Raw genomic sequence first — 16,906 nt, 5'->3', positions numbered from 1 at the left:
CGACCGGGGGCATAGTTTGGCCTCCGGAGCGTTAGCCTATGGTCTAGTAGCCGTGAAAGCCGCTCTCCCGGCAGTCTGAATGCAATTTCATAACAACAACGATTGCCCAGGGAGAGACGGCTCATGAGTTATCACACGGAGTTCCAGCGCTCGATCGAGCAGCCGGCGAGTTTCTGGCGAGATCAGGCGGAGAACATTGCCTGGATGCAGAAGCCGGCCACGGTCTGGAAGGCCCGCGCCAACGGCCACGGCGACTGGTTCCCCGACGGTACCCTCAACACCTGCGACATTGCCCTGGACGCCAATATCCGCGCCGGCCGCGGTGACCAGCCCGCACTGATTTACGACTCTCCGGTAACCCGCCAGAGTCAGAGCTTCACCTACAGCCAGCTCACCGAGCGGGTGGCCCGCTTCGCCGGCGCCCTGGCAGACCAGGGCATCGGCAAGGGCGACCGGGTCATCATCTATATGCCGATGATCCCCCAGGCGGTGATCGCCATGCTGGCCTGCGCCCGCATCGGCGCTATCCACAGCGTGGTATTCGGCGGCTTTGCCGCCCACGAGCTGGCGGTGCGCATCGACGACGCCACTCCCCGGGCCATCATCACCGCCTCCTGCGGCATCGAGGTCAAGAAAGTCATCCCCTACAAACCGCTGGTGGACCAAGCCATCGAACAGGCCAGCCACAAGCCGGAGTGCTGCATCGTGTTCCAGCGCCGGGAAGTAACGGCGGACCTGAAGCAGGGCCGCGACCTGGACTGGGACGAGATCACCGAGGCTGCCCAGGGGGTGGACCCGGTGCCGTTGAAATCCAGCGATCCGCTCTACATCCTCTACACCTCCGGCACCACCGGCAAACCCAAAGGGGTGGTCCGGGACAACGGCGGTCATGCGGTGGCGCTGCGTTACAGCATGTCGCTGGTGTACGGGGCCCAGCCTGGGGATGTGTACTGGGCGGCCTCCGACGTGGGCTGGGTCGTGGGCCACAGCTACATTGTCTACGGCCCGCTGTTTGCCGGCTGCACCACCATTCTCTACGAGGGCAAGCCGGTCAAAACCCCAGACGCCGGTGCCTTCTGGCGGGTGATCCAGGATCACAAGGTCAACCTGCTGTTCACTGCGCCCACGGCCTTCCGGGCCGTCCGCAAGGAAGACCCCGAAGCGGACGAGCTGCGGCGCTACAACATCAGCTCCCTGCGCCGGCTGTTCCTGGCCGGGGAACGGCTGGATCCGCCCACCTATGAGTGGCTCCGGGAGCAGACCGGTCTGCCGGTGCTGGACCACTGGTGGCAGACCGAAACCGGCTGGGCGATCTGCTGCAACCCGGTGGGCATCGAAGCCATGCCCACCAAACCCGGTTCGGCCACGGTGCCCTCCCCCGGCTACAACGTCCAGATTGTGGACCCGGCCGGCAAGCGGGTCAGCCAGGGCGAACAGGGCCAGGTGGTGGTCAAGCTGCCGCTGCCGCCGGGCTGCCTGACCACCGTCTGGGGAGACGACGAGCGGTTCGTGAACACCTATCTCAAACCGGTGCCGGGCTATTATTTCTCCGGCGACGGTGGCTACATCGACGAGGACGGCTATGTCTTCATCATGGGCCGTACCGACGACGTCATCAACGTTGCCGGCCACCGGCTCTCCACCGGCGAAATGGAGGAGGTAATCGCAGCTCATCCGGCGGTGGCCGAATGCTGTGTGATCGGCGCTCGTGACGAACTCAAGGGCCAGATTCCCATCGGCCTGGTGCTGGTCAAGGACGGCGCCACCATCACGCCGGACGAGCTGGAAGAGGAACTGGTGGAAATGGTCCGCGAGCGCATCGGCGCCATCGCCTGCCTGCGACAGGCCATGGTGGTGGACCGCCTGCCCAAGACCCGCTCCGGCAAGATCCTGCGCCGGGTTATCCGACAGATTGCCGACAGAGAGGAGTACACGGTGCCCTCCACCATTGACGACCCCGCGATTCTGGAGGAAATCAGTGAGCGCTTCCGACCCTGAACATGCATTCACGGGTGTCAAGCCAAAATGACAGGAGAATGACAGGGCTTAGGAAAAAATGACTTAAAAACGGGACCTTAGATACCCAAAAAAACCGTTGACGGGTCCCGCACACGGTCTATACTGAAATTGCTGTGAAAATACAGCGGTATTCGATGAAAGCGTTACAACGGCCTGCGTCAGCTCTTCGTTGCTCCTTCCTTGGTACTACTATTTTCTCAGCACAGGTTGTCCGGTTGGTGACATCCGGATGATTGAATGTCCCGTGAGGGCAAAAATCTCGGAAATACAGGAAAGATCAATGTCTGACACTAAAACAGGCCACGTAAAGTGGTTCAACGAGTCCAAAGGCTTTGGCTTTATTGCTCAGGACGGTGGTAGTGACGTGTTCGTACACTACAGTGCGATCAACGCAAGCGGTTTCCGTACCCTGGCTGAAGGCCAGCAGGTCCAGTTTACCGTCACCCAGGGACCGAAAGGCCCGCAGGCGGAGAACGTCACCCCGGTATGAGGTGATGCTTTCCGGCCATTGCCCCTCACGGGCATTGGACATGAAAAAGCCGGCACTTGTGCCGGCTTTTTTTGTGCTTCACCCTCTCTCGGGCAGATATCGGGGTCAGATGAAAACGGGGTCAGTCCCCGTTTTCATCTGACCCCAACTTCACCGTCAGGCATCAACGGACACGGAAATCTCCTCCGACATGGTCTCGTGCCAGGGGTCGGTCACCCGCTGGCTGACCGCTGACAGCAGGGCCTGCAGCGTGGCGGAGGTGGTGTCTTCGGCCAGCGCGGCGGCGCTGCAGGGCTCACCATCCACCTGCAGGCGGATGCAGGCCAGGGCGTTGGCGTTGGTGCCCTCACCCAGCGCGAATTCGTCGTAGGCTTCCACTGCGATGCGCACACCCCGGGTGTCCTCCAGGGCAGCCACCACCGCTTCCACGGCGCCGAGACCACGGCCTTCCAGGTTCACCAGAGCCGAATCCTGGCCGAAGCTGACCCTGGCATGGACACCGGCTTCGTCCCGGTGCAGGTCATAGGATTTCAGTGCCCAGGCCGGATTGACCTGGAGATAACGCTCCTCGAACAGGCGGTGAATGGTGTGGGAGTCGATCTCGCCACCACCGGTTTCCGCTTCCCGCTGCACCACCTTGCTGAATTCGATCTGCAGCCAGCGCGGCAGGCTGATGTTGTAGTCCCGCTCCAGCACATAGGCCACTCCGCCCTTGCCGGACTGGCTGTTAATCCGCACCACCTCCTCGTAGCGACGGCCCAGGTCCCGCGGGTCGATGGGCAGATAGGCCACCTGCCACTTGTCGCCGTCCTTACGGCGGGCCAGGCACTTGCGGATGGCGTCCTGGTGGCTGCCGGAGAAGGCGGTGAAGACCAGCTCGCCGGCGTAGGGATGACGCGGATGGGTGGCAATCTCCGTGCAGGCTTCCACCACGTCGGTGATCTCGGCCATGCCGGACAGGTCCAGCATCGGGTCCACGCCCTGGCTGTAGAGGTTCATGGCCATGGTGACCAGGTCCATGTTGCCGGTACGCTCGCCGTTACCCATCAGGGTGCCTTCCACCCGGTCGGCACCGGCCATGACGGCAAGCTCCGCGGCGGCCACTGCGCAACCGCGATCGTTGTGGGTATGGACGCTGATGCTGATGTGCTCCCGGTACCTGACCCGGTCGCAGATCCACTCGATCTGGTCGGCGAAGACATTGGGGGTGGCCATCTCCACCGTCGCCGGCAGGTTGATGATCACCGGCTGGCCCTGGTCCGGACGCCAGACATCATTGACCGCATCAATCACCTCGGCGGCGAAGTCCAGCTCGGTGCCGGTGAAGGACTCGGGACTGTACTGGAAAGTCCACTCGGTATCCGGCCGTTCGTCAGCGTGGGCCTTCACCACCTCTGCGCCCTTGACAGCGATGTCGCGGATGCCGGCCCGGTCCAGGCCGAACACCTGCTGCCGCTGCACCGTGGAGGTGGAATTGTAGACGTGGACAATGGCCCGCTTGGCGCCTTCCAGTGCCTCGTAGGTACGGGCGATGAGCTCCGGCCGGGCCTGGGTCAGCACCTGGATCTGGACATCATCCGGAATGCGATCCTCTTCGATGAGCTTGCGGCAGAAATCGAAGTCGGGCTGGCTGGCAGCCGGGAAACCGATCTCGATCTGCTTGAAGCCGAGCTTCACCAGCAATTCGAACAGGCGCTGCTTCTGGGCCACCGTCATGGGTTTGACCAGCGCCTGGTTGCCATCCCGCAGGTCAACCGCGCACCACTGGGGAGCACGCTGAATGACTTGGTCGGGCCAGCGCCGATCGGTCTTGCGCACTGGTTCGAAGGCAATGTATTTGCGATGGTCAAACGCCATGGTGAGGGTTCCTCTGATCCTGTGGAGTTGTACTGACTACAGGTTAGTTGAAAAGGACGGACGAAAGATTGCTAATTGCGGGTATTTTTCCGATATTTTAGCACAGACAACTTATTTTTCACATTGGTGCGCAACAAAATGCCAAACAATACCGAAAGCCTACACAAACTGGATCGTATCGACCGCCATATCCTTGAGGCGCTGCAGCAGGATGGCGAACTGACCAACCAGGAGCTGGCCGACCGGGTGGGCCTCTCGCCCTCGCCCTGCCTGCGGCGTGTGCGGGCCCTGCAGGACGCCGGCATCATCCTGCGGCGGGTCACGGTACTGGACCACAAGAAACTGGGGCTGTCCCTCACCGCCATTATCCTGATCGGCATGGACCGCCATACGCCGGAGCGGTTCGCGGCCTTCGAGTCCCAGGTGGCGGAATACCCGGAAGTGCAGGAGTGTTATCTGATCACCGGCCAGGACGCCGACTACATGCTGAAGGTGGTGGTGCCGGACATGGACCAGTACCACCACTTCCTGCTCAACCGCATCACACGGATCCAGGGGGTCAGCGGTGTCCATTCCAGTTTCGTGCTGCGCCGGGTGATCGACAGCACGGCGCTGCCCCTGGGCTACCTGTCCTGAGCGGCCTCAGGCCTTGGTTGGCAGCGCGTAGCTGCCGGTGACGTGGGCCACCAGCACTTCCCCGTCCTCCGTGGGTGACAGCAGGCGTACCTCGCACACCGCCAGGCGCCGGCCCATCCGCAATACTGTGGCTTCGCCAATCAGGTCGGCGGCGGCCGGCTTCTGGAGGAAGTTGATGGACAGGTTGCTGGTCATGGCCATCTCCGCCTTGTCCAGGCTGGCCAGGATAGCGGCGTACATGGCCGCATCCGCCAGTGCCATCTGCAGCGGACCGGACAGGGTGCCACCGGGGCGGATGTTACGGTCACTGTGGGGCACACGGGTGCGGGCAAAGCCGGGCCGCACCCTCTCCACCGTGAATCCGATCTCATCGGCCATGGGCAGGCCGTCGCTGATCAGGGCCTGGACTTGGGTCGCCGTCAAACTCATGAATTGCTTCCTCCTGTAAGCCGGCCCGGCCGCCAGCGGCGGCCTGAAAGCCTGTCTGTACCTTGCTGGGCAGGCTCCGTACAATAGCGTCGGATCCAACACAAATAAACTTCCAACCGCCACGGAACCCACGATGCGAGCGAGCCGTTACCTGATTGCCACCCAGAAAGAGACGCCTTCCGACGCCGAGATCATCAGCCATCAGCTCATGCTGCGGGCCGGCATGATCCGCAAACTCGCGGCCGGCCTTTACACCTGGCTGCCCATGGGCCTGCGGGTGCTGCGCAAGGTGGAGCGCATCGTGCGGGAGGAGATGGACAAGAGCGGTGCCCAGGAGGTGCTGATGCCCGCCGTCCAGCCCGCCGAGCTGTGGCAAGAGTCCGGGCGCTGGGAGCTCTATGGTGGCGAGCTGCTGCGGCTGAACGACCGTCACGGCCGTGACTTCTGCTTTGGCCCCACCCACGAGGAAGTCATCACCGATCTGATCCGCAACGAGCTCAAGAGCTACAAGGAGCTGCCGGCCAACTTCTACCAGATCCAGACCAAATTCCGGGACGAGCGCCGTCCCCGCTTTGGCGTCATGCGGGCGCGAGAGTTCATCATGAAGGACGCCTATTCCTTCCATCTGAATAGCGAGTCCCTGAACGAGACCTACCAGGTCATGCACCGCACCTACTGCAACATCTTCGACCGGATTGGCCTGGACTACCGGCCGGTGCAGGCGGATTCCGGCGCCATCGGTGGCAGTGCCTCCCATGAGTTCCACGTGCTGGCCTCCTCCGGCGAGGACGCCATTGTGTTCAGCACCGAGAGCGACTACGCCGCCAATATCGAGAAGGCCGAAGCCGTAGCCCCGGCCGGCGAGCGCCCTGCCCCCAAGGAAACCATGGCGGAAGTCGCGACACCAGGTCAGACCACCATCGATGCCGTGTCCCAATTCCTCGACGTGGACCCCAACCGCACCGTCAAGACCCTGCTGGTGCACGGTGAAGCCGACGAACACGGCAAGCGCGGCCTGGTAGCGCTGATCCTGCGGGGCGACCACAGCCTCAACGAGATCAAGGCAGAAAAGCTGGCAGGTGTTGCCGAGCCGCTGACCATGGCCACCGACGAGGAGATAGAGGCGGCGATTGGCTGCAAGGCCGGCTCCATCGGCCCGGTCAATCTCCCGGTTCCGGTGATCGTGGATCGCAGCGCGGCGCACATCAACGATTTCGTCTGCGGCGCCAACCGCGATGGCTACCACCTGACCGGCGTGAACTGGGAGCGGGACGTCGCCCTGGGCCGTGTCGAGGACCTGCGCAACGTGGTGGAGGGTGATCCCAGCCCGGACGGCAAGGGTGTGCTGGAAATCCGCCGGGGCATCGAGGTGGGGCATATCTTTAAGCTGGGCAACAAGTACAGCAAGGCCATGAACGCCACTGTGCTGGACGAGAACGGCAAGGCCTCGATCCTGGAGATGGGCTGCTACGGTATCGGGGTGTCCCGCATCGTCGCCGCCGCCATCGAGCAGAACTACGATGACCGGGGCATCCTCTGGCCGGCGGCCATCGCGCCTTTCGAGGTGGCCATCGTGACCCTCAATGCCCACAAGTCGCCGGAAGTCATGGCCGCGGCCGAGAAGCTGTACGAGCAGCTCAAGCTGGCCGGCTACGATGTGCTGCTGGACGACCGCAACGAGCGGCCCGGTGTGAAGTTCGCCGATATGGAGCTGGTGGGCATCCCCCACCGCCTGGTGATTTCGGACCGGGGTCTGGCCGCCGGCACCCTGGAATACAAGGGCCGCCAGGACGCGGACAAGCAGGATGTACCGGTGGAAGAGGCCTTCTCCTTCCTGGTCAACGCCGCGCCCCGCGCCGGACTCTGACGCAAACCCTGCGGGCCGGTGCCGGCAAACCGGTCGCCGGCCCGCGGATTCCCTGCCCTCAGCCCCCCACCACCCGGGGCTCCATCTCCAACTCGACGCCGAAAGTGGTCAGGACGTCCTCCCGGATGCGGGCCGCCAGCGCAAGCACGTCGTCGCCGGTACCACCGGAATGGTTGATCAGTACCAGCGCCTGACGGTTGTGAACGCCGACGGTCCGATTGCGATAGCCCTTCCAGCCACAGCGATCGATCAGCCAGCCGGCCGCCAGCTTGACCTCACCGTCGGCGGGATAGGCCACGATATCCGGATAGGCTTCAACCAGGCTCCGCCACTTGGTCTCTGGTACCACCGGGTTCTTGAAGAAACTGCCCACGTTGGGCATCTGCTCCGGATCCGGCAGCTTGCGCCGGCGCACCGCCATGACCGCCTCGGCCACCTCCAGAGGGGTCAGTGTGTTCGGGTGGGGATGGTTGGAGAAATAGCTCACCAGATCGCCGTAGCCCAGCGCCAGGGGCTTTTTGCGGGATAACCGCAGGCGTACCTCGACGATGACGTAGCGGCCGGGCATCTGCTTGAACAGGCTGTCGCGGTAGGCGAACCGGCAGTCGGCATTGGCGAGGATCACCCGCTCGCCGGTCTGCCAGTCCAGGGCGGTCACGGTGACCAGGGTGTCCTTGAGTTCGACCCCGTAGGCGCCGATGTTCTGCACCGGGGCGGCACCGGTGGTGCCGGGGATCAGCGCCAGGTTCTCGATGCCCCGGTAACCGGAAGCGGCGGCATAGAGCACCGCCGAGTGCCAGTTCTCGCCGGCACCCAGCACCAACACGGCGCTGTCCTGCGTCACCTGGTCCCAGGAGCGTCCGGCAATCGCCATGTGAATCACCAGGCCGTCCACATCGCCCTGCAACACCAGGTTGCTGCCGCCACCCACCAGCAGGGTATCCACGCCCTTCTCTCGGGCCCAGGCACGGGCCCCTTGCAACTCCGCCAGGCTGGTCACCCGAACAAAATAACGGGCCCGGCCGGGCACTTTGAGCGTGGTGAGTTCCTGCAGCTGGACATCGCCGCGTATGCGCTCGGCCAGGGTGTTCAAAGCTGATGTTTCCGGATGTGGCGAAGCAGCCCTTCGCTGGCGGCCTGCACCAGGTCGAAGACCCGCTCGAAGCCCTGCTCACCACCGTGGTAGGGATCCGGCACCTCGTCGGTATCGGCATCGCCCTGATCGGCATAGGACAGGAACAGTTCCGGCTGGGCGCCGCCGTTCTGATGCCAGAGCTCCCGCACGTTGGCCAGATTCTGCCGGTCCATCACCAGCACGTAATCGAAGCGCTTGAGGTCCTCGGGGCTCAGCTGGCGGGCCCGCAGCTCGCTCAGGTCGATGCCCCGGCTACGCGCGGCGGCCTGAGAGCGGCGATCCGGTGGCTCACCGACATGAAAATCGGCCGTGCCGCAGGAGTCCACATGGATCCTGTCCGCCAGACCGGCCTGCGTCACCACATGCCGAAAAACACCTTCCGCCGTCGGCGACCGGCAGATATTGCCGAGGCAGACAAACAGTACCCTGACTGGCTTGGTCAAATTCGTACTCCTCTTATTCACTGCTACAGCGGCTGCGCCGATACGGGTCGGCGCCCGCCTTCAGGCATGGCCCAGCTGGGCCCGGACCCGATCCAGGTCCTGCGGCGTATCCACACCGGCCGGCGGGGTCTGGCAGGCCAGGTCAACGTGAATCCGGGCGCCATGATGCAGGGCCCGCAGTTGCTCCAGGGACTCCGCCAGCTCCAGCGGTGCCGGCCGCCAGGCCACGAAACTGCGGAGCAGGCCGACCCGGTAGCCATAGATGCCGATATGGCGATGATAGGCCACATTGGCGGGCAGGCCGCGCTCGCCGCTGGCCTCCGCCCAGGCCTCACGGGCCCAGGGTATGGGTGCCCGGCTGAAATACAGCGCCATGCCGCGCTGATCGAACACCACCTTCACCACGTTGGGATTGAAAATGGCATCCACCTCGGCAATGGGCTCGCACAGGGTGGCGATGGCGGCATCGCCGTAGGCTTCCAGGTTATAGGCCACCTGATTGATCAGTGCCGGCGGAATCTGGGGTTCGTCCCCCTGGACGTTCACCACGCAGGCATCGGTGGCCAGGTCCAGCTTGCGGGTCACCTCTTCCAGCCGGTCCGTGCCGCTGACGTGACTGTCCGCGGTCATCACCACCTCGGCACCAAAGCCCGCGCAGGCATCCCGGACGCGGCTATCGTCGGTGGCGATCACCACCCGGTCGGCGTGGCTGTCGCACGCCCGCTCGTAGACGTGCTGGATCATGGGCTTGCCGGCTATATCCGCCAACGGCTTGCCGGGCAGCCGGGTGGAGGCATAACGCGCGGGGATCACGACGGTGAAGGGCATGACAGTATCCTATGGTGTCCGGCGGCAGGCGTTGATCATGAGCGCTTTTCCAGCCGCTCGTCGGTGGTGAGGGTGCGCGCCTCCGTCGCCAGCATGACGGGAATGCCCTCACGAATGGGAAACGCCATGGCGTCGTTGCGACACACCAGCTCCTGGTGTTCGCGGTCCAGTATCAGGTCGCCCTTGCAGACGGGGCAGGCCAGCATGGCCACCAGTTTCTTGTCCATAATCTCATCTCGTCAGGGGATGCCGACGGGCAAACCGTCAGGCCTGGTTCAAGTGTATCCGGTTCAGTCGGTGCAGCAATGCCTGCCGGAAGCTCTCCGGCAGACGGGCAGTCACCTCCAGCACCCAGCAGTGCTCGTGGGCCAGGCCCTGGCATTTGACCGCATCCTTTGCCGTCATCACCAGGATCTCACCGGGCCCGACGGCGAGGTCGCGCCGGCTGAAGCGATGATGGTCCGGCAGGGCCAGGGGCCGTACACTGGCCCCCAGACCATTCAGGGTCTCGAAGAACCGGGCCGGGTTGCCGATGCCGGCGACCGCCCGGACCGGTTTACCCATCAGCCAGTCTACCGGACGGGTCTCGCCGGAGCGCAGGTGCCGCAACTGCGTCGGGCTCAATTGCATCACATGGGTGCGGGGATGTTCCAGCCCCGGTGGCACCCGGCCGTTGCAGACCACGAAATCAACCGAATCCAGGCGCTCCGGACCCTCCCGCAGGGGGCCCACGGGTATGGGGGCGCCGTTACCCAGCCCGCGCTGGCCGTCAAACACCGCGATCTCCAGATGCCGCGCCAGGGCGTAGTGCTGGAGGCCGTCGTCGCAGACAAGGACATTGCCCAGGTCCTGCTCCAGCGCCCAACGGGCCGCCCGGGCCCGGCGCGGATCCACCACCACGGGGCAGCCGCACTGCCGGGCCAGCATGACCGGCTCATCACCCGCCTCGGCCGGATCTGTCCCTTCCGTCACCCTCAGCGGGTAATGGCGGGCCTTGCCGCCATAACCGCGGGTAATGATAACCGGCCGCCAGCCCTGCTCCGCCAGACGGCTCACCAGCCAGGCGGTCAGGGGGGATTTGCCGGTGCCGCCGGCGGTGATATTGCCCACCACGATCACCGGGGCCGTCAAGGGAGGTTGTTCTGCAAGGTCCGCCAGGGCCTTCTGCCGGCGCCGCCTGGCGATGGCCCGGTAGAGCGACGCCAGGGGCCAGAGAAACCAGAGCGGCCGCTGGCGGCCATACCAGAGCCGATCCAGCCAGCCGCTCATGCCTGCTCGCTGAACTGCATCTGGTGGAGCTGGGCGTAGGCGCCGCCGAGGGTGAGCAATTCTTCATGGCGGCCGGATTCCACAATTCGGCCCGCCTCCATCACCAGGATCCGGTCCGCCTTCTCGATGGTGGACAGGCGATGAGCGATCACCAGGGTGGTCCTGCCCTTCATGACGGTTTCCAGGGCGGCCTGGATGTAGCGCTCGGACTCGGTATCCAATGCCGAAGTGGCCTCGTCCAGGATCAGGATGGGGGCGTCCTTGAGCAGGGCCCGTGCGATCGCCAGGCGCTGGCGCTGGCCGCCGGACAGCATCACGCCGTTGTCGCCAATCATGGTGTCCAGGCCGTCCGGCATGCGGTCGATGAACTCCAGGGCGTGGGCTTTCTGGGCCGCCTCCCGAATCGCTTCGCGGCTGGCGTCGCGGAGATCGCCATAGGCGATGTTGTTGGCGATGGTGTCGTTGAACAGCACCACGTTCTGGGTCACCAGGGCGATCTGCGCCCGCAGCGCATCAAGCCGGAATTCGGTGACGGCGTGACCATCGATCCGGATCTCGCCCTGGTTGTACTCGTAGAACCTGGGCAACAGGCTGACCAGGGTGGACTTGCCGCTGCCGGACCGACCCACCAGCGCCACACTCTGTCCCGCCGGGATGGTCAGGTTGATATCCTTCAGGACGTAGTCCAGCTGGTCCTTGTAGCTGAAGGCCACCTGGTCGAACTCGATCTCGCCCTCCACCCGGTCGGGGGCGTAGGTGCCGTGATCCGGTTCCGGCTCCTCATCGATGGTGCCGAACACATCCTGGGCGGCGGCAATCCCCTTCTGGATGCGGGCATGGACGGAGGTCACCTGGCGGATGGGCTTGGCCATGGTGGTGGCGGCGGTGATGAAGGCCACCAATTCGCCGGTGGTCATGGTGCCGCGGATTTCCGGCGCCAGCATGGTCCAGACCAGGGCGGCGATGGCGATGGCCACCAGGACCTGGATTACCGGCACGCTGATGGCCTGGGCGGAGGCCAGCTTGAGGCTCTGCTTGAGGTTGCGTTGGCTGACGTCGTTGAACCGCTCCCGCTCATAGCCCTCGCCGCCGAAGGTGCGCACCACCCGGTAACCGGAAATGGACTCCGAGGCCACGTGGGTGATGTCCCCCATGGAGTTCTGGATCCGGCGGCTGATCTTGCGGAAGCGCTTGCTGGCGTAACTGACCACCAGCCCGATCAGCGGCCCCACTGCCAGGAACACCAGGGTCAGCTTCCAGTTGGTGTAGATCATGAAGCCCAACAGGCCGAGGATGGTGAGGCCTTCCCGCAGGGTAATGGTCACCGCGTTGGTGGTGGCGTCCGCCACCTGCTCCACGTTGAAGGTGAGCTTGGACACCAGCCGGCCGGAGGCATTCTCGTCGAAGAAACGGGACGGCAGCGCGATCAGCCGGTCGAAGACCTGGGTCCGCAGGGCGTTGACCACCTGCCGGCCGACGTAGCTGATGAAGTACTGGCCCATGAAGGTTCCCACGCCCCGCAGGGCGAAGATCCCCACGATCAGGCTGGTCAACAGGATGCGGTTCTCTTCGGTGGGGTTTTCCAGGGCGGTGATGACCATCTCCATCGCCGCCGCCATGCCGGTGGAGGCGCCGGCATAGATGACGTTGCCCACAACCGCCAGGGCAAAGGCCACCCAGAATGGCTTGACGTAAGCCAACAGGCGGCGATAGGTATCCCAGTTCGAGTCTTTGTCCGGCGTGGGGCGCACAGCCGTCGGGTCACTGTTCATCCGGATTCCGCTGGGTCGTGATACTGAGTTTGGCAAAGCCGAGGCGACCGGCCACGTCCATGGCCCGCACCACATACTCGTGGGGCGTGCTGGCGTCGGCGGTGATGATGAACGGCAGGCTGGTGTTGCCCTCCGCCAGCTCCCGCACCGCCCGTTCCAGGGTCTCGCGCTTGTTGTTCACCAGCGGCTGGTCGTTGACGTAGTACTGGCCTTCCGCATTGATCACCACATCCACCTGGCGCACGTCGGTTTCCGTCGGCTGGCCGCTGGCCTCCGGCAGATCCACCTGCAGGTGGCTCTCGCGGGTAAAGGTGGTGGACACCATGAAGAAAATCAGCAGCAGGAACACCACATCGATCAGTGGCGTCAGGTCAACCCCGACTTCCTGGCTTCTCTGGCGCTTGAACTTCACAGCCGTCAGGCTCCTTCAACGTCGATTTCGCGGTCACCATGGACCACTTCCACCAGCTTGATGGCTTCCTGCTCCATGCTGACCACCAGCTCGTCGACACGACGGATAAAGTAGCGATGGCAGATCAGCGCGGGTATGGCCACGCTCAGGCCGGCCGCGGTGGTCATCAGGGCCTCGGAAATACCGCCGGCCAGGTTGCCGGCGTCGCCGACCCCGGCCAGCTGGATCTCGGCGAACACCTTGATCATGCCGATGACGGTACCCAGTAGACCCAGCAGTGGCGTGATGGTGGCCACGGTGCCCAGCGGATTCAGGAAGCGCTCCAGCTCGTGGATGACCTGGCTGGCCTCGTGCTCGATGCTTTCCTTCATGATTTCCCGGCCATGCTTGGCGTTCATCAGCCCCGCCGCCAGGATCCGGCCCAGGGGTGACGAGGCCTGCAGCGCCTTCAGCTTGCGGCCGTTGAGCTCCTTCTTCTTGATCCAGCGCCAGAGTTCGTTGATGGTGGACTGGGGCGCGACCCGGGACACCCTGAGGGTCCAGAAACGCTCTAGGATGATGGCAAGGGCCAGAATGGAACAGGCGACAATCGGCACCATGATGATGCCACCCGCTTTCAGAAGCTCGAACACGCTTGGTCTCCCTGATTAATGACAAGCCGCGCTACTTTAGCATAGCCGCCCCGCCAGGCCACACCCCGCTTGCACGGCCACCCTGCGGCTTGACGACCCGGTCACGATAGCGCCCGGCCGGCGGCTCACTGCACGGGGGCTGCAGGGCGTATCCAGAACGGCGCAGCGTCCCGCCAGCGGGTCAGTTCCGGCCCTTCCGGCAGCAGCCGCCAGCGCAGCGCGCCGGAGGTGGCGGTATTGAGGCCGCGGGCTCCCGCCGCCTCGAATCGGGCCACCACATCCTGATGGGGATGACCGTAACGGTGCCGGTAGCCGGCGGTGTAGACCACCCACTCCGGCGCCATGGCGGTTACCCAGCCCGGGCCGGATGAGGTCTTGCTGCCATGGTGGGCCGCCACCAGGATGCGGCGGACCGCGCGGTTCCTGAATCCTCCCTCGAGAAAGAGCCGTTCCACGGTTGTGGAGATATCCCCCGGGACCACCAGCTCGATCTCGCCAAAGTTGACGGTCATCACGCAGGAGGCGTCATTGCTGTTCTGTTGCCCGGACTCGTGTCCCGGCGCCCGCCAGAAGGTCACCTGCAGGTCGCCCACAGCGCGGGATTGCGCCGGCCCGCAGGTCTCCACGGCCCTGGCTTGCGTCAGCATCGCCGCCGTCCGCTCCGGCTCCCCCGCCAGCAGGGCATCCACGGGGCGGGCGGCCAGCAACTGGGCCAGGCCGCCGGCGTGATCCCGGTCGCCATGGCTGATCACCAGAGTCTGCAGCCGATGCACGCCCAGGCTGGCCAGGGTGGGCAGCAGGATACTGTCCACCGCCGAATAGCCGGACGGGGTTTCCGGGCCGGTGTCGTAGACAAGCACCTGGTCCCGGTGCCTGAGCAGCACCGACAGACCCTGCCCCACATCCAGCACCCAGATTTCCGGCACCGCCACCGGCCGGTTGCCGGGGCTGGCCTGATCCAGCACATGGCCGCTACCGCTGGCCAGCACGACAGCCATGGCGAGGCAACGGGCCCGGGGGATGGGAACCACCAGCAGCAGCATGACGGCCAGTGCCGTCAGCGCAATGGCGGGCATCGCCAGCCGCAGCTCCGGCGCCGGCCAGCCTGCCACTGTCTCAAGCCACCACCAGAGGCCACCAAGGACTGCGTCAAAAGCCTGGCCCGCCCAGGGCGCGAAAGCCGGCACCAGTGCCGTGAACAGCGCCGCCAGCATCAGTACCGGCATGACCACCAGGGACAGCACGGGAATAGCCACCAGATTGGCCAACCAGCCCAGCGCCGCCGGTGTCTGATCCATGACCGCCAGCGCCGGCCAGAGGCCGACGAACACCGCGCACTGGGCCAGCAGCAGGGCTGGGACGGGTGAAGGCGCAGCCAGCCTGCCGGAGAAAATCAGCAGCAACACCGCCACCGCGCCGAAGGAAAGCCAGAAGCCCCGGTCCAGCGGCGCGTACGGATCCATCAGCAGCACCAGCGCCAGGGCCAGGAGCCAGCCGCTACCGGAGGCCACTCGCCCGGCCCGGAACACCAGCCAGGCCGCCATCATCACCATCAGCCAGGCCCGGCGGGTCGGTACGGTAAAGCCGGCCGCGAGGGCATAAAGCAGGCTACTCCCGGCCACCAATGCGAAAACCAGAAGCCGTCGCTGACGGGGCGCGAGCCAGTGTTGCGGCAGCCGCGCCAGGGCCAGGCGGGCGATCAGCCCCACTCCCAGCGCCACCAGGCCAATGTGCAGGCCCGAGATCGCCACCAGATGGATGGTGCCGGTGGCCGCCAGTACCTGCCAGTGCGCCGGTGTCATTCGGCCCCGCTCCCCGATCAGCAGGGCTTCGGTGAGCGCCAGGTGGTCGGTGCCCTGCCAGTGACTCAGCAACCAACCCGCTACCCCCTGCCGCAACTGATGGAAACGGCATGGCAGACCGCAGGTCCCTTGCGGCCAGGGCGACAGCTCGCGGACCGTGCCGGTGGCCCGGAAGCCATGACGGAAGAGCCAGCTCTCGTATCGGAAGCCGGCCGGATTGACCGCACCGTGGGGACGTTTCAGGCGGACCTTGGCGCGGATACGCTCGGGCAGATCGAGGCGGGCATCGTCCCCGTACCAGGCCAGCCGAAGACGCGCGGGCATGGGGCCGGGTTGGTCCAGCTCCGGCCAATGGCTGACGCAGAGACTGAAACTCACGCTGTCGAAAATGCCCGGGCGGGGAACGCTGCAGAGGGTGCCCTCCACCACCAGGGTTTCACCCTCCAGCGCCGGCGGCAGTCGGTCTGCCAGCCGTTCGAAGGCATGCCAGCCGGCCCAGGCCAGACCCAGCATCAGCCAGAACAGTGCCATGCGGTAGCGGGCCAGCCCGGGCAACCGCAACTGTGATGGCGGTATCACCGCCAGGATGACTGCGGTGGCGGCCATGCCGGCGAGCACCGGCAACGGTAGCAGAAAGCCGCCGCTATACAGTAAGATGGCTCCGCACGAAAACAACGCAATCCCTGCGCGCACATGAACTCCCGGGCGTTCCCTGCCCTCTTTATGCCGTGGCAATTTTCAGCGGGGTTTGTGTCACTTACCCAGCTTGACAGATCCTGAACAGGCAGCGGTCGACATGCCAAAGAAGTTCATGAAACGTTACCTGCCGACTCCGGAGAAAGTCAGGGCCATCCGTTCCCTGCACTTTCTGGGTGACATACTTCACGAACCCAACCTCTGGCACATCAACCGCCACGGTGTCTCCCGCGCGTTCCTGATCGGCATCTTCTGGTGCTTTATCCCGATGCCTTTCCAGATGGTGGCGGCTGCCCTGTTCGCGCTCTGGATGAACGCCAACCTGCCGCTGTCGGTGGCACTGGTATGGATCAGCAATCCGCTGACCATGCCGCCGATGTTCTATTTCAACTACAAGGTTGGCGCCTGGCTGCTGGGCCGACCGGTAATGGACTTCGAGTTCGAGCTGTCAGTGAGCTGGATCAGCGGCCGCCTCATGGACATCGGCATTCCACTCTACCTGGGCTCCCTGGTGACGGCCGTGGTGGCTGCCTGCGTCAGCTACCTGGTGCTCCAGTTTCTCTGGCGCCGCAAGGTACGGGCCGACTGGCAGCGGCGCCTGGCCCGACGGACCCGCTAG

General features: G+C 64.8%; 16 protein-coding genes. 5 read left to right on the top strand and 11 right to left on the bottom strand.

Going from position 1 to position 16,906, the window contains the following annotated elements:
• Nucleotides 1-123: 123 nt before the first annotated feature.
• Complete coding sequence (locus tag R3280_RS00285) at nt 124-1,998, top strand: propionyl-CoA synthetase (RefSeq protein ID WP_318996563.1); 1,875 nt, start codon at nt 124-126, stop codon at nt 1,996-1,998.
• Between the two features lie 301 nt (nt 1,999-2,299).
• Nucleotides 2,300-2,509, top strand: a complete 210-nt coding sequence (locus tag R3280_RS00280; RefSeq protein WP_091853604.1) for a cold-shock protein — start codon at nt 2,300-2,302, stop codon at nt 2,507-2,509.
• Nucleotides 2,510-2,665: 156 nt separating this feature from the next.
• Here R3280_RS00280 and leuA read toward each other — a convergent pair whose 3' ends face one another.
• Entirely contained in the window at nt 2,666-4,366 is a 1,701-nt protein-coding gene (gene leuA, locus R3280_RS00275; protein ID WP_318996562.1) for a 2-isopropylmalate synthase, read from the bottom strand.
• Nucleotides 4,367-4,504: 138 nt separating this feature from the next.
• Here leuA and R3280_RS00270 point away from each other — a divergent pair, with 138 nt between their 5' ends.
• Nucleotides 4,505-5,002 (top strand): Lrp/AsnC family transcriptional regulator, encoded by a 498-nt coding sequence (locus tag R3280_RS00270; protein WP_318996561.1) that lies wholly within the window; start codon nt 4,505-4,507, stop codon nt 5,000-5,002.
• Between the two features lie 6 nt (nt 5,003-5,008).
• Here R3280_RS00270 and R3280_RS00265 read toward each other — a convergent pair whose 3' ends face one another.
• The gene (locus R3280_RS00265) at nt 5,009-5,425 is read right to left on the bottom strand and encodes a PaaI family thioesterase (RefSeq protein ID WP_318996611.1); all 417 of its coding nucleotides are present in this window, start codon (nt 5,423-5,425) and stop codon (nt 5,009-5,011) included.
• Nucleotides 5,426-5,564: 139 nt separating this feature from the next.
• On the opposite strand from R3280_RS00265, the gene R3280_RS00260 reads away from it, so the two are divergent.
• Nucleotides 5,565-7,298, top strand: a complete 1,734-nt coding sequence (locus R3280_RS00260; RefSeq protein WP_318996560.1) for a proline--tRNA ligase — start codon at nt 5,565-5,567, stop codon at nt 7,296-7,298.
• Nucleotides 7,299-7,356: 58 nt separating this feature from the next.
• Here the strand turns inward: R3280_RS00260 and murB are convergent, their stop codons facing one another.
• The 9 genes from murB to R3280_RS00215 form a co-directional block, all read right to left on the bottom strand.
• The gene (gene murB, locus R3280_RS00255) at nt 7,357-8,391 is read right to left on the bottom strand and encodes a UDP-N-acetylmuramate dehydrogenase (protein WP_413468719.1); all 1,035 of its coding nucleotides are present in this window, start codon (nt 8,389-8,391) and stop codon (nt 7,357-7,359) included.
• Nucleotides 8,388-8,876 carry a low molecular weight protein-tyrosine-phosphatase gene (locus tag R3280_RS00250; RefSeq protein ID WP_318996559.1) on the bottom strand — a complete coding sequence of 163 codons (489 nt, stop codon included), beginning with the start codon at nt 8,874-8,876 and terminating at the stop codon, nt 8,388-8,390. The genes murB and R3280_RS00250 overlap by 4 nt, the downstream gene beginning before the upstream one ends.
• 60 nt (nt 8,877-8,936) lie before the next feature.
• Complete coding sequence (gene kdsB, locus R3280_RS00245; protein WP_318996558.1) at nt 8,937-9,704, bottom strand: 3-deoxy-manno-octulosonate cytidylyltransferase; 768 nt, start codon at nt 9,702-9,704, stop codon at nt 8,937-8,939.
• A 35-nt stretch (nt 9,705-9,739) separates the two neighbouring features.
• Nucleotides 9,740-9,931 carry a Trm112 family protein gene (locus R3280_RS00240; RefSeq protein ID WP_318996557.1) on the bottom strand — a complete coding sequence of 64 codons (192 nt, stop codon included), beginning with the start codon at nt 9,929-9,931 and terminating at the stop codon, nt 9,740-9,742.
• 37 nt (nt 9,932-9,968) lie between these two features.
• Nucleotides 9,969-10,973 carry a tetraacyldisaccharide 4'-kinase gene (gene lpxK / locus R3280_RS00235; RefSeq protein ID WP_318996556.1) on the bottom strand — a complete coding sequence of 335 codons (1,005 nt, stop codon included), beginning with the start codon at nt 10,971-10,973 and terminating at the stop codon, nt 9,969-9,971.
• The gene (gene msbA / locus R3280_RS00230; protein WP_318996555.1) at nt 10,970-12,745 is read right to left on the bottom strand and encodes a lipid A export permease/ATP-binding protein MsbA; all 1,776 of its coding nucleotides are present in this window, start codon (nt 12,743-12,745) and stop codon (nt 10,970-10,972) included. The genes lpxK and msbA overlap by 4 nt, the downstream gene beginning before the upstream one ends.
• Nucleotides 12,735-13,157, bottom strand: a complete 423-nt coding sequence (locus tag R3280_RS00225) for a biopolymer transporter ExbD (RefSeq protein WP_318996554.1) — start codon at nt 13,155-13,157, stop codon at nt 12,735-12,737. The genes msbA and R3280_RS00225 overlap by 11 nt, the downstream gene beginning before the upstream one ends.
• Before the next feature lie 5 nt (nt 13,158-13,162).
• A complete protein-coding gene (locus R3280_RS00220; protein ID WP_318996553.1) occupies nt 13,163-13,789 on the bottom strand; it encodes a MotA/TolQ/ExbB proton channel family protein in 627 nt (208 codons plus the stop codon).
• A 125-nt stretch (nt 13,790-13,914) separates the two neighbouring features.
• Nucleotides 13,915-16,209, bottom strand: coding sequence for a DNA internalization-related competence protein ComEC/Rec2 (locus R3280_RS00215; RefSeq protein ID WP_318996609.1), 2,295 nt, complete (start codon nt 16,207-16,209; stop codon nt 13,915-13,917).
• A gap of 178 nt (nt 16,210-16,387) precedes the next feature.
• Between R3280_RS00215 and R3280_RS00210 the strand changes: the two genes are divergently transcribed.
• Entirely contained in the window at nt 16,388-16,906 is a 519-nt protein-coding gene (locus R3280_RS00210; protein ID WP_318996552.1) for a DUF2062 domain-containing protein, read from the top strand.

Origin of the sequence: Marinobacter sp. (genome assembly GCF_033722195.1) — a bacterium.
Classification (GTDB): domain Bacteria; phylum Pseudomonadota; class Gammaproteobacteria; order Pseudomonadales; family Oleiphilaceae; genus Marinobacter.
This window is presented reverse-complemented; position numbering and strand designations above follow the sequence as displayed.